At 67.6% G+C, this 12,514-nt stretch carries 11 protein-coding genes; 8 read left to right on the top strand and 3 right to left on the bottom strand.

The genetic code is table 11. The features are described from left to right. Positions 1 to 396: 396 nt before the first annotated feature. Positions 397 to 990 carry a MarR family winged helix-turn-helix transcriptional regulator gene (locus MELE44368_RS23045; protein WP_241566742.1) on the bottom strand — a complete coding sequence of 198 codons (594 nt, stop codon included), beginning with the start codon at positions 988 to 990 and terminating at the stop codon, positions 397 to 399. A 528-nt stretch (positions 991 to 1,518) separates the two neighbouring features. Next, positions 1,519 to 2,787, bottom strand: coding sequence for a spinster family MFS transporter (locus MELE44368_RS23040; protein WP_128110612.1), 1,269 nt, complete (start codon positions 2,785 to 2,787; stop codon positions 1,519 to 1,521). Between the two features lie 53 nt (positions 2,788 to 2,840). Between MELE44368_RS23040 and MELE44368_RS23035 the strand changes: the two genes are divergently transcribed. The 3 genes from MELE44368_RS23035 to MELE44368_RS23025 all read left to right on the top strand — a co-directional run bounded on the left by MELE44368_RS23035 (position 2,841) and on the right by MELE44368_RS23025 (position 6,026). After that, a complete protein-coding gene (locus MELE44368_RS23035; protein ID WP_128110611.1) occupies positions 2,841 to 3,206 on the top strand; it encodes a hypothetical protein in 366 nt (121 codons plus the stop codon). A gap of 217 nt (positions 3,207 to 3,423) precedes the next feature. Continuing rightward, a complete protein-coding gene (locus MELE44368_RS23030; protein WP_128110610.1) occupies positions 3,424 to 5,550 on the top strand; it encodes a glycoside hydrolase family 183 protein in 2,127 nt (708 codons plus the stop codon). A gap of 2 nt (positions 5,551 to 5,552) precedes the next feature. Further along, positions 5,553 to 6,026 (top strand): hypothetical protein, encoded by a 474-nt coding sequence (locus MELE44368_RS23025; RefSeq protein WP_128110609.1) that lies wholly within the window; start codon positions 5,553 to 5,555, stop codon positions 6,024 to 6,026. Here MELE44368_RS23025 and MELE44368_RS23020 read toward each other — a convergent pair. Further along, positions 6,023 to 6,664 (bottom strand): M15 family metallopeptidase, encoded by a 642-nt coding sequence (locus MELE44368_RS23020; protein WP_241566741.1) that lies wholly within the window; start codon positions 6,662 to 6,664, stop codon positions 6,023 to 6,025. The two genes, MELE44368_RS23025 and MELE44368_RS23020, sit on opposite strands and share 4 nt — an antisense overlap. A 103-nt stretch (positions 6,665 to 6,767) precedes the next feature. Here MELE44368_RS23020 and MELE44368_RS23015 point away from each other — a divergent pair, with 103 nt between their 5' ends. From MELE44368_RS23015 to MELE44368_RS22995, 5 genes are all read left to right on the top strand, one after another. Then, positions 6,768 to 7,889: an XdhC family protein gene (locus MELE44368_RS23015; protein ID WP_128110607.1), complete on the top strand. Its 1,122-nt coding sequence runs from the start codon at positions 6,768 to 6,770 to the stop codon at positions 7,887 to 7,889. Positions 7,890 to 7,986: 97 nt separating this feature from the next. Beyond that, positions 7,987 to 10,356 carry a xanthine dehydrogenase family protein molybdopterin-binding subunit gene (locus MELE44368_RS23010; protein ID WP_128110606.1) on the top strand — a complete coding sequence of 790 codons (2,370 nt, stop codon included), beginning with the start codon at positions 7,987 to 7,989 and terminating at the stop codon, positions 10,354 to 10,356. 8 nt (positions 10,357 to 10,364) lie between these two features. Continuing rightward, positions 10,365 to 11,066 carry an SRPBCC family protein gene (locus MELE44368_RS23005; protein ID WP_128110605.1) on the top strand — a complete coding sequence of 234 codons (702 nt, stop codon included), beginning with the start codon at positions 10,365 to 10,367 and terminating at the stop codon, positions 11,064 to 11,066. Continuing rightward, on the top strand, positions 11,063 to 11,941 hold the full coding sequence (locus tag MELE44368_RS23000; protein ID WP_128110604.1) for an FAD binding domain-containing protein: 879 nt from the start codon (positions 11,063 to 11,065) through the stop codon (positions 11,939 to 11,941). The genes MELE44368_RS23005 and MELE44368_RS23000 overlap by 4 nt, the downstream gene beginning before the upstream one ends. Then, positions 11,934 to 12,404, top strand: coding sequence for a (2Fe-2S)-binding protein (locus MELE44368_RS22995; RefSeq protein ID WP_128110603.1), 471 nt, complete (start codon positions 11,934 to 11,936; stop codon positions 12,402 to 12,404). The genes MELE44368_RS23000 and MELE44368_RS22995 overlap by 8 nt, the downstream gene beginning before the upstream one ends. Positions 12,405 to 12,514 lie beyond the last annotated feature (110 nt).

Here is a 12,514-nt window from a genome sequence, read left to right as displayed (position 1 = left end):
TTGTGCCAAACGCAACTTCCCCCTGGTGGTGGCTGACCAGAAATTACCGGAAAAGCGCAGGCCATAGGCCCTATCCCGGCTTCGGTTCACGGAATGATCAGCCTGCTTACAAGCCGGGCAATTTGAGCCCTGAACGAAACTGCAGGGCAGTCGAGCGGCCTGTAGGGCAGGCAAAATAACGGCAGCGTTAGACAGTTTCAAGCCGAAAGTACTTGCCGAAAGCATTTTGAAACACGTTCTGGCCGACAGATCGGTTATTCGGGCATCCTTCCGCAGGAGGTCAGCGGGCGAAACTCCGGATCGGGGCGTTGTGCCGGCCGCAAATGGTGGCCGACCGTCACCGCCCGCGATGCCTGCTTCACTGGCGCATCGGCGGGATGCGGCCACACCGCAGAGCTAAGTGGGTGCGGACCTCATCCAGGCCTGCTGGTCGCGCAGCGGGGTGCCGATGCGTCGGCAACTGTCACCCAAGGCCGTCATCTGTTGACGCGTCAGCGGGTTGAGATACAGCGCGCGAACCCCTTTGGCGTATGCCGCGAGGGCCGGTTTCAGCGTGTCCCGGCCTTTGGGGGTGATGCAGGCGAGCACCACCCGCCGGTCCTCCTGGCTCTTGCTTCGGCGCACCAACGCTCGCGCCTCCAGTCGACGCATCTGTTGGCTGACCCGGCTGGGTATCACGGCAAGCACTTCGGCGATCTCGCCCATCCGTGCGGACCCGTCACACGAGTTGGCGAGAAAGCGCAGCAACATGACATCGGCCAACGTGAGCCCGTGCGCCTCGACGAGTTGACGATTCAAGGCCGCACAGAGCGCCGTTGCTGTGTCGCTGAATTGCTCCCAGGACACTTGCAGGGTCTCATCGAGTCCTGGCAAACAATCCGCTCGCGGCGCGGGCCTGAACTGGTTCGCGGCGGGCAATGACATGGAGGCCGAATGTTCGTCGTCGGAGCCATGAACGGCGATTCCAGCAATCGTCACCATCAGACCCATGCATGCTGCATCCGGGCAATGGGCGAACTCGCCCCAATTGCCTGTTCACCGGTATGCCGACGAGAACTCAGAAAACCCCCTCCGCGCTTGTGGTAACTGCGACCCTCAAGCGACTGCCCGTTCGCGATTGTAACGTCTCATGCAGAGTACTAGAAGTTGCCTACGAGAGCTCCACTTTCGCCAAACGCGCAGCCCAACCGATAGTCCTGACTCTTTTCGGATTTGCTACATAACTTGATACTCGAACGTGTCCACGCGATTATCGAACAATCCGCCGGTCGACAACCACAAGCCCGGAGCGAATTCGAGTAGCAGAGCTGGAGATCCTGACGCGCCCCGCGAGTTTGCCGAAAGGCCCGAGGACTTTTCCCGCGCCGGCGGCTGTTAATGGTTGCCCGTCCCCGCGGTGGCCGACCGGCAGATCGCGATTCCAGATCGATACCGACCACGTCGAGTCGACGCTGATCAGCGCAGCACCGCACCCCGGAGCGTCGTGATACAGCAAATCTCGGCCGGCCCCGGCGGCGGTCAAGTCCTCGCCGCCAACTCCGGTGCGTCGACGATGTCGCGCGTGAACCGCCCGCTGGCCGCCGCGTAGCAGCCCATCGCGACGATCTGCGCCACCGGAACGATCAACAGCGCACGCCCCAGTGACATGACGCCCACGTCGGCCGTCAGCGCATCGCTGATGACACCGGTGAGAAACGGGCCAGCGGAGCCGACGATGGCGCCGAAGAAGAGAAAGATCGCGGAGGCTGTCGCGCGCTGCTCCACGCGAACCAGCCGCTGAATCGCCGCGATCGACGGTGCCATATACGCCGTGCCGATCACGTAGCTCATCGCGATGAACCAGATGCACAGCCCCCGGCCCTCGACCAGAAACGCCAGCGCCGAAAACGGCAGCAGCGCCGCGATCATCACCGCGACCAGCCAGAGCAACCAGCGAGGATCCCTGGCCGACAAGCGATCTGCTATCCGGCCGACCACGAGGAGCCCGACGATCCCGGTCAGACCGCTCGCCACTCCGTATTGCACGCCGACCTCGCCCAGCGACATGCCCCGGGTACGAACCAGATACGCCGGCGCGAACGCCGTCAGCGAGTAGCCCGCGAACGACACGCACGCCCCTCCCCCGACGATCATCAGCAACGCCGGCTTCGTCAGCAGATCCCACGGGTTGCCCGGCGGCATCGCATCCTGCGACGGCGCGGACGGCATGGTTTGGCGCCGCCCGAGCACGAGCAGCACCAGCGGGGCGAACAACACGCTGATGACACCCATCACCACGAAAGCTGTTCGCCAGCCGAGCGACTGGGCAAGCAGGCCGCCGCCGATCAGGCTCGCGGCGCTTGCGAACGGGATGGCCAGCGTGATGACGGCCAACGGCGCCGCGCGTCGCTCCGGCGCGAAGTTCCGTGCCACGTAGGCATGCGCGGCGGGGGTACTGCCCGCTTCCCCGATCGCGACGCCGACCCGGGTGAGCACCAGTTGAAACCCGGATTGCACTGCACCGCCGAGCATGGTCATCGCGCCCCAGAGGCTCAGACAGACCGAGATCACCAGACCGAACGCGCCCCGGTCCGCGATCCGCGCGATCGCGATGCCGACCACCGCGTACACGACCAGAAATCCGAACCCGTTGATGACGCCGATCATCGTGTCCGACAACGCCAGCTCTTGTTTGATCGGCTCGGCCAGCACCGCGGGCAGGAACCGGTCGGCGTAATTGAGCGTGCCGACGATCGCGAGCAACACGACCGCGGCCCAAGCGCGCCCTGGTGGGTGGCGTTCGAGCATCCAAGGAGCCTCGCACGATTGGCCGACGGCCACATGTGGTGTAGAAGGAACCAATGGCTGAAGCAGGATTTTGGATCGCTTGGGGCATCCCCACGCCCGGGCGCGAACCGCAGGCACTCGCGCTGCTGCAGGAGACGAGGGCATACTTCGACCGCCTCGTCCAAGATGGTGCGATCGAGCGCTTCGACACCGCGATCCTCAAACCGCAGAGCACCGAGTTGGGCGGCTTCATCCTCATCCAGGGGTCTACGGAGCAGATCGACGCACTGCGCCGTGACGGCGAGTTCCAGGTCTGGCTGAACCGGGCGCAACTGGTCGCCGACCGGGTCGGCGTGGTGGACGCGTGGGTCGGCGAGGGCCTCAGCGAGGCCACCGACCTCTATGCGCAGGCGCTGCGCGAGGCGGGCATCACGCCATAGCGCCTCTGCCCGCTATTTCCGGCGGACTCTGACCGAGCGGCCCGAACGCCATTGCTCGGTGCTCCTGGGGGCGAGCCAAAAGCCCATCAAGATCAGAACCACAGGGTCCCCTGTGGTCTCTGAGACTTTTGACCCTTTTGCTGTGATCATCTTCCAGGTTCGCTTTAATTGCTCGAAGGCAAATTGACGGGGGAGAAGTACCTGGAGGGTTTACACCATGGGAGCCGCAGCTCATATCGGCCGCGTCGGGGGACTGGCTGTCGCGTTGGGCGTCGGCACGGCAATCGCCACCGGACACGGGGTGGCGTTGGCCGACGACGGCGATTCGGGCACCTCGACGTCCTCGGCGGAGAGCTCGTCGCCCCAGTCGGCGACCGAGAAGTCGGAGAGCGATGAGACACCGTCACAGACCGGGTCGACGACCGCTACGACGACCGACGACGAATCCACCGAGGAGGCGCCGGCAGGCACGACCGGTGTCGTGACGGCCCAGACCAACACCGGCACCTCGCCCACCGCCGAGACATCCGAGGACTCCGGCGCCGAAGACGAGGCAGTCGAAGAAGAAGAGCAGGCGGTCACTTCCGAGACGCCGGACCCCGAACCGGCCGAGCCCGAAGAGCCGGCCGAACCACCGTCCGACGACGACCCTCCGACCGCGCCCTCACCGTCGTCGAGCTCGACGAAATCCCGCAGCGCGGCATCGACCACTGCGACAACGGCAGCCCAAGAGGTCGCCACCACGTCCGCGCGCACCGCGCAATCCCTCGACGACCCGGCGTCCCCGGTTCGACGTACCGAGACCGTGGCGCGGTTCGTCGACGCGCGCGTGCTGGCAGCGGCCTCCCCGGTGATGATGTCGCCCAAGATGGCCGCGCTGTCGGCGGCGACCGAGGTCACCGAGGTCGCTCCGGCATCGACGTCGACGCCGCCGCGGGACCTGTTCGCAGCGGTGACGACGCTGGTCTCCAACGTGGTGAACTGGGTGCTGAACCCGATGGCGGGCACCGCGCCGACGGGACCGACGCAGCCGGTGCTCATGTGGGGGCTGCTCGCGTTCGCACGCCGGGAGTTCGAAAGCTTCCTCACCGGGCTGAGCGGCCAAGGCGCCGCGGAATCCACGGCGGCCCAGACCACCACCAGCCTTGCCTTGGCCGCCGCCGCCGCGGCCGCCAACCCGCGACCGGGCTTCCCGCGGCCCGGCCAACAACTCAGCCCGTCCACCAAGTTCATCGACTGGGTGACCGGGAACTACCCGACCAACAACACCGCTGAACGGTTCGGAGTGTGGGGCACCGACATCGGCGTCATGTGGGACAACGGCATGGAGGACGACCCGTCGACGCCGTGGAACGAGCACCAGGTCCTCATCGCGGTCGGCGACACCTTCAGCGGACCCAATATGAGCGGAATCTGGCGGCTCAACACGATTTTCCGCAGTGCCGACGACTATCTCGCGGACGGAATGTCGATTCCCGACGGAGAATGGTTCAACGGCAACATGTTCGGTGGCGCACCGCTGTCGAGCCCGACGTTCGCCAGGCAGATCATCCACCCGGCGCCGGGTCTGCCGACCGGGGTGACGCTGATTCCGACGGCGGGCATCGCGCTCCCGACGCCCGGCACCCAGTTCGGAGTGACCCAGTACGTCAGCTTCATGTCGGTGTCCCAGTGGGGCTCGCCGGGGCGGTGGACCACCAACTACTCGGCGATCGCCTACTCCACCGACAACGGCGAGAACTGGACCGTCGCACCGAGTTCCGTGCGCTACAACAGCCCGTGGAGCGGTCACAGGAACTTCCAGCAGTCGGCGTTCGTCCGCGGGGAGGATGGCTACGTCTACGTGTACGGCACCCCGAACGGGCGTCAGGGCGCCGCGTATGTGGCCCGCGTGCTCGAGAAGGACATCCTCGACGTCAGCCAGTACGAGTACTACAACGGCGGAACCAGAGCCTGGATCTGGAGCACCCCCGCCGGCTGGTACAAGAACGATCCCGGCAAGGCCACACCGGTCTTCGGCGTCGACCGGGGCGCCTGCGGCGTCGGCAAGGTCGGCAACCAGGTCAGCGAGATGTCGGTGCAGTACAACAAGCATCTCGACAAGTACGTGGTGCTGCACGGCGACCAGTTCAACAACATCGTGATGCGCACCGCCGACAACCCCGAAGGCCCGTGGTCGAGCGCGAAGGTGCTGATGGGCCAGCAGAACGGCGGAATCTACGCACCGATGATGCACCCGTGGTCGCCGTCCACACTGGGCACCGGTTCCGAGCTGTACTGGAACCTGTCGCTGTGGTCGGAGTACAACGTGATGCTGATGAGCACCGACCTCGACAAGGTATGAGCATGCGGCGCAACATCATCGCGCTCGTCACGGCGGCGACACTGCTGTCCGCACCTGCGGTTGCGTCCGCTGATCCCACTGCGCCGCAACCGGATACCCCGTGCCCGCCCGACCTGTCCGGCGTCGCGACCGTGCTTCCGGACGCCACGATGCCGCTGACCTGCCGGGACGGACGGTGGCAGCCGGTCACCACGCCGCAGCCGCCGAACGACCGATGGTTGAGCTACGGGCCGGAGATCACGCTGCGCGGACAAGGCAAGCGCAACCCCGAAGTCGCCGAAGGCGATTGGACCGCGACCCCGCGGGATCCGGAAAGCCGGTGTCGCGCGGTGCTGTCGGAGGTCGTCAGCGCCGGCGTCGTCGGCCCGCCTCAGGTCGCGGAGGGCCGGCCGGGTCAACCGCTGTCCGTCACGGTGCCTGCGAGGATGTACGAGGCCGCGCTGAGCGGTGACTGCCTGTGGCAGAAGGCGGACTAGTTCACCGGCACGTCGAGGATCGGATGGTCGCCGTAGGCGTTGGGGCCGTCGAAGTGCCACCATTCACCCGAATACACCGTGAGCCCACCGAGTCTCATCGCCTCGCGCAACCGCGCCCGGTTCTGCTGCGCGGCCGCGCTGACGCCGTCGGTCGCGTAGGCGTTGGCACGCGGCGCGAACTCGTCGAAGCCGGTGCCCATGTCGAGCGGTTCGCCGTCGCGCGCCAACGTCACGTCCACCGAGAGGCCGGCCTCGTGGCTGCGCGCATAGCGTCCTGGCCGCGCCACCCAGCCGGAATCTGAGACGGCCTCATACATCCGCACCTGCACGTCGTGGGGGCGATAGCAGTCCCAGAACACCAGCACGTCGGGGCGCAGCGCGTCGGCCGCCGCCGCAAGGCCCGCCGCGATCGAGTCGTGCACCAGACACCGGGCGTCCGACGGGTACAGCTGCTCGCCGACGAAGTTGTCGGGCGTCGCGTAGCGCAGATCGACGAGCGCGTCCGGCACCGCCGTCCGCACGTCGACGAGACCGGCGGCCCGCGCCGCGTCGGACACCGGCGGCACCGGCTGCTGCGGGGAGGCGACGGCCACCGCGGGCGTCGCGCACACCGCGCACGTCACCGTCAGAGCGGCCATCACCTGTCGCATCCGTGGCCTCGTTCCCGTGCCGAGTAAGCATCCACCTTAACTTGCTGAGCATCCGCCCAGCGGCGGCGGCGATCCGGCCTACACTGCCAGCGTGCGCGACGTACTGGAGCAGCTGCTGTCGGTCTGGCGGGCCGGCGGCACCGCGGGGGTCGCAACCGTCGTGCGCACCATCCGGTCCGCGCCCCGTCAGCCCGGCGCCACCATGGTCGTCTCCCCCGACGGCACGGTTGCCGGTTCGGTGTCCGGCGGCTGCGTCGAGTCGGCCGTGTACGAACTGGCCAACGAGGTCGTCGCCTCGGGCCGGCCGGAGTTGCAGCGCTACGGCGTCAGCGACGACGACGCGTTCGCCGTCGGACTCACCTGCGGCGGCATCATCGACATCTTCGCCGAACCGATGTCGCGCGAGAACTTCCCGCAGTTGCAGGCGGTCGCCGACGACATCGCCGCGCACCGCCCCACCGCCGTCGCGACGGTCATCACCCACCCCGATCCTCGGGTCCTCGGGCGCAGGCTCGTCATCGGACCCGACTCGACCGACGGCTCGCTCGGCTCAGTGCGCCTCGACGCCGCGGTCACCGACGACGCCAGAGGGCTGCTTGCCGCGGGGCGGACGACCGTGTTGTCCTACGGCCCCGACGGCCAACGCCAGGAAACCGGCATGGAGGTGTTCGTCGCCAGCCACGCCCCGCGGCCACGGATGCTGATCTTCGGGGCGATCGACTTCGCCGGCGCGCTCGCCCGGCAGGCCTCGCTGCTCGGCTACCGGGTGACGGTGTGCGACGCGCGGCCGGTGTTCGCGACGCCCGAACGGTTCCCCGGCGCCGACGAGGTCGTCGTCAAGTGGCCCGACAAGTACCTGGCCGAGCAGGCTCAACAAGGCGCGATCGACGCGCGCACGGCGATCTGCGTGCTCACCCACGACCCCAAGTTCGACGTTCCGGTGCTGCAGGTCGCGCTGCGGTTGCCCGAGGTGGGCTACATCGGGGTGATGGGTTCGCGGCGCACCCACCACGATCGGATGGACCGGTTGCGCGAGGTGGGCCTGACCGATGCCGAGCTGGACCGGTTGTCCAGCCCGATCGGGCTGGACCTGGGGGCGCGCACACCGGAGGAGACCGCGGTGTCGATCGCCGCGGAGATCATCGCCCAGCGGTGGGGCGGCGGTGGGCGCCCGCTGACCGAGACGACCGGCCGGATCCACCACGACGGATGAGACACCCGATCCGATAATGTCATTCTCCACTTCCGGCATGTTCTTTACCGAAGTACGATAACGAGACTCTTCAAGTCTTCGGATTGGAGCGATACCCGTGGCTTCCCCTCTCGGTGGAACCGTCGCGACACGTTATGCGGGCACCCGCGTCGCACGCGTCGAAGACAATCGGCTTCTCACTGGTCACGGCACCTTCGTCGACGACGTGATACGGCCGGGCATGCTGCACGCGTGCTTCGTGCGCAGCCCCTTCGCGCGGGCACGGATCAACGGCATCGACGCCTCGGCCGCGCTGGCCATGCCCGGCGTGCACGCGGTGTTCACCGCCGCGGATCTGAACCCGGACGTCCACGAGGCCTGGCATGCGGTGGCGGGCAAGGACGTGCCCGACACCCCGCGCCCGCCGCTGGCCGAGGGCGAGGCGAAGTTCGTCGGCGACCCCGTCGCGCTCGTCGTCGCCGACAGCCGCTACCTCGCCGAGGACGCCGTCGAGCGGGTGGAGGTCGACTACGAACCGCTGCCCGCGATCGCGGACTTCACCAAGGCGGTCGGCGGCGCGGAGGCCGGCGTTCCCGTCGTGCACGAGGCCTACCCGGACAACGTCGCGGGCGGAATGGCGGGCGCACCGCCGGACGAAGAGACCTTCGCCAACGCCGCGTACGTGGCCGAGGCGCACATCTATCAGCAGATCCATGCGCCGGTGCCGATCGAGACGCGCGGCATGGTCGTCGAATGGGCCGCGTCCACCGCCGAGTTGACGCTGTGGGCATCCACGCAGACGCCACATGAGCTGAGGGCCTTCTGCGCCCGCCTGCTCGGCATCCCCGCGCACAACGTCAGGGTGATCATGCGCGACACCGGCGGCGGCTTCGGGCAGAAGGTCGTGCCGATGCGCGAGGACATGTGCATCATGCTCGCCGCGCGCAAGGTGCCTTCCGCGACGTCGAACGCGCAATCGGGCGTAGCTCTCAAGTGGATCGAGGACCGGCGCGAGAACCTGATGTCGGCCGGGCAGGCCCGCCACGTCGACGGCAAGGCGCGCATGGCGTTCGACGAGGACGGCAACATCCTCGCCGCCGACATCGACTTCACCTACGACATCGGCGCCTATCCCACCCCGTATCCGGTGTTGACCACCGCGGCCGTCGGGATGTTCTTCCCCGGGCCCTACCGGGTCCCGAAGGCCAGCTTCAACTACAAGACGGTGTTCTCCAACACCGCGGGCCTGCACGCCTACCGCGGTCCGTGGCAGTACGAAACCCTGGCCCGCGAAATGCTTTTCGACATCGCCGCACGCCAGATGGACATGGACCCGGTCGAGCTGCGTCGGCGCAACATCCTTCGCGGCGACGAGATGCCGTACTTCAACCCCAACGGCATGCCCTACGACCACGTCGCGCCCGCGGACACCTTCGAGCAGGCCGTGAAAATCCTTGACCACGAAGGCTTCCGCAAGGAGCAGGCCGACGCGTTGGCCGAGGGCCGCTACATCGGCCTGGGCTTCTCGGCCTACATCGAGCCGACCGGCGCCGCGACCGGCCACCTGGCCACCGAAGGCGCCACCATCCGGATGGAGCCGACCGGCAAGATCAACGTCTACGTCAACGGCGGGTCGACGGGCAACAGCCTGGAGACCACCGTCGTTCAGCTGACGGCCGACGCGCTGGGCGCCGACATCAACGACGTGTCGACGATCCAGGGTGACACCGCGGTGACCCCATATGGCGCCGGCACCCAGGGCAGCCGCAGCGCGCCGATGACCGCGGGCGCCGTCAACGAGGCCGGTGCGATGTTGCGCAGCCAGATTCTGGCCATGGCGGCGCATCGCCTCGAGGTCGACGAGACCGAAGTGGAACTCGCCGGTTCGCGCGCACTCGTGCGCGACAACCCGGACAAGAGCGTGACTTTCGCCGATCTCGCCTACCGCGCCTACTACGAGCCGCAGCAGTTGCCGCCGAACGTGTCCGCATCGTTGGAGGCGACAGCGCGGTTCACCTCGGAGGCGCCCATTCACTGGGCCAACGCCACGCACGTCTGCACATGCGAGGTCGACGTGGAGACCGGCCGGGTCACGCTGACGCGCTACGTCGTCAGCGAGGACGTCGGTCCGATGATCAACCCCAACGTCGTCGAGGGCCAGATCGCCGGCGGCACGGTGCAGGGCATCGGCGGTGCGTTGTTGGAGCACATGGTCTACGACGACGACGGAAACCCGTTGTCGTCAACGTTTGTCGACTACCTGTTACCGACATCCACTGAGGTGCCGGTGATCGAGTACGGTCACGTCGAGATTCCCGGGCCGGGCGTCGGCGGATACAAGGGCTGCGGCGAGGGCGGCGCGATCGGTTCGACGCCCGCGGTGATCAACGCGATCAACGACGCCCTGGCGCCGCTGGGCGTGACGCTGACCAAGCTACCTGCCAGCCCGGCTGCGATCCTCGATCTGATCGAGCAAGCCAAAAAGTAAGGAAGAGAATGGAACTGAACAACGAGTTCCGCGTCGCGGTACCCGCCGCCAAAACGTGGGAGTTCCTCACCGACGTCGAGCGCGTTGCGCCGTGCCTGCCGGGAGCGACCCTGCTGTCCGTCGACGGCGACGAGTTCACCGGCACGGTAAAGGTCAAGGTCGGCCCGATCACCGTGTCGTACAAGGGTGAAGCGGCGTTCGCCGAGAAGGACGCCGCGGCGCAGCGGATGGTGTTGAAGGCCACCGGCAAGGAGACCCGGGGCAACGGCAACGTCGCGGCCGTCATCACCGCACAGCTCAAGGACGAGGGCTCCGCCGCGCAACCCGCCACTCGGGTGCTCATCAACACGGACCTGACGATTTCCGGCAAGGCCGCGCAGTTCGGGCGGGGTGTGCTCGCCGATGTGGCCGGGCACCTGATCGGACAGTTCGCGGCCGGCCTGGAGTCCGACCTGCTCGGGGTCTCTGCGCCGACTGCAACCGAAACGCCCAGTGCGGCAACCGAGGCCGAACAAGGTGACGTCATCGACACGGTCGCCCTGGTGAAGGCCGTCGCGCCGTCGGTGGCCAAGCGATACGCACCGGTGGCCGCCGGCCTGGCGGCGGGCGTGGTGATCGGGTTGCTCATCGGTCGCCGACGCAAGCGCGCCCACCCCGCCGCCGTGCTGGCCGACGACCTGCAGGCGGCCCTGACCCGGCTGTTGTCATGAAGCCCGCCCCGTTCGCCTACCACCGCCCCGACTCGGTGAAGGAAGCGGTGGACATGCTCGCCGAGTTCGGCGACGACGCCAAAGTGCTTGCCGGCGGCCAGAGTCTGGTGCCGATGCTGGCGATGCGGCTCACTCACTTCGAGAACCTCATCGACATCTCCCGGATCGACGAGCTGCGCAGCATCGATCTGGTCGACGGCGGGGTGCGGATCGCCGCGGGCACGCCGCACGCCTATGTCGGCATGGATGACGAAGTGGCCGAGTCCGTTCCGCTGCTGACGCTGGCCACACCGCACATCGGCCACTTCCAGATCCGGACCAGGGGAACACTTGGCGGCGCGATCGCGCACGCCGATCCCGCCGCCGAGTACGCGGCGGTGGCGCTGGCGCTCGACGCCAGGATGGACGCGGTGTCGTCGCGCGGATCCCGGCAGGTCGCGGCGAAGGACTTCTTCACCGGGCTGTGGGAGACGTCGCTGCATCCCGGCGAGATCCTGAGCGCCGTGCGCTTCCCGATCTGGGGCAGCCGGTCGGGTTTCGCGGTGGAGGAGTTCGTGCGCAGGCACGGCGACTTCGCCATCGCGGGCGCCACCGTCGCGGTCGAACTGGACGACGACGATCGGGTGACCCGCTGCGGCATCGGGCTTTTGGGCCTCGGCTCCACCCCGCTGCGCGGTACCCCCGCCGAAGAGGCCGTCAGCGGCCGCCCGGTCGGCGAGATCAGCGCCGACGAGATCGGCGAGCTCGCCCTCTCCGGTCTCGAGGACATCCCGTCCGATCTGCAGGGCACCGCCGCATACCGAGCCAAAGTCGGCGCCACGATGGTCGCGCGCGCCTGGTCGAAAGCCACCACGGAGGCAACCAACAATGCATGAGCTGCCGGTCGAGCTGACCGTCAACGGCCGGACCTACCGCGCGGTGGTCGAACCGCGCCTGACGCTCGCCGACTTCCTCCGCGAGAAGTGCGGCCTGACAGGCACACATCTGGGCTGCGAGCACGGCGCCTGTGGGGCCTGCACGGTGCTGGTCGACGGCGCCGCGGTGCGGTCGTGCCTGATCTTCGCCGTACAGGCCGAAGACAGTGAGGTGACCACCGTCGAGGGCATCGCCGGTCCCGACGGTGAGCTGTCGCCAGTACAGGCGGCGCTGCGCGAATGCCACGGGCTGCAATGTGGTTTCTGCACGCCGGGATTCGTCACGAGCATCACCGCGCTGCTGCGCGAGAACCCCAAGCCCACCGACGAGGAGATCCGCGAAGGGTTGTCGGGCAACTTCTGCCGCTGCACCGGCTATCAGGGCATCATCAACGCCGTGCACCGCGCGGCGGAGATGAGCTAGGGGTTCCTGCCGCGAATTCTGCACGAAGGCTGTGATTCCGCACGAACCACGACCCCGCTGCAGATTTGGGTGAAGGTCAGACCAAGGTCAGGCCAGGTTCAGACCAAGGT

Source organism: Mycolicibacterium elephantis DSM 44368 (assembly GCF_004014805.1).
GTDB classification, from domain to species: domain Bacteria; phylum Actinomycetota; class Actinomycetes; order Mycobacteriales; family Mycobacteriaceae; genus Mycobacterium; species Mycobacterium elephantis.
The sequence above is the reverse complement of the archived record's forward strand: the minus strand, read 5'-3'. Positions and strand labels throughout refer to the sequence as shown.

Coding starts and splice junctions, on each gene's coding strand:
- MELE44368_RS23045 (WP_241566742.1), bottom strand. CDS start 990: ATGGGTCTGATGGTGACGATTGCTGGAATCGCCGTTCATGGCTCCGAC.
- MELE44368_RS23040 (WP_128110612.1), bottom strand. CDS start 2,787: ATGCTCGAACGCCACCCACCAGGGCGCGCTTGGGCCGCGGTCGTGTTG.
- MELE44368_RS23035 (WP_128110611.1), top strand. CDS start 2,841: ATGGCTGAAGCAGGATTTTGGATCGCTTGGGGCATCCCCACGCCCGGG.
- MELE44368_RS23030 (WP_128110610.1), top strand. CDS start 3,424: ATGGGAGCCGCAGCTCATATCGGCCGCGTCGGGGGACTGGCTGTCGCG.
- MELE44368_RS23025 (WP_128110609.1), top strand. CDS start 5,553: ATGCGGCGCAACATCATCGCGCTCGTCACGGCGGCGACACTGCTGTCC.
- MELE44368_RS23020 (WP_241566741.1), bottom strand. CDS start 6,664: ATGGCCGCTCTGACGGTGACGTGCGCGGTGTGCGCGACGCCCGCGGTG.
- MELE44368_RS23005 (WP_128110605.1), top strand. CDS start 10,365: ATGGAACTGAACAACGAGTTCCGCGTCGCGGTACCCGCCGCCAAAACG.
- MELE44368_RS23000 (WP_128110604.1), top strand. CDS start 11,063: ATGAAGCCCGCCCCGTTCGCCTACCACCGCCCCGACTCGGTGAAGGAA.
- MELE44368_RS22995 (WP_128110603.1), top strand. CDS start 11,934: ATGCATGAGCTGCCGGTCGAGCTGACCGTCAACGGCCGGACCTACCGC.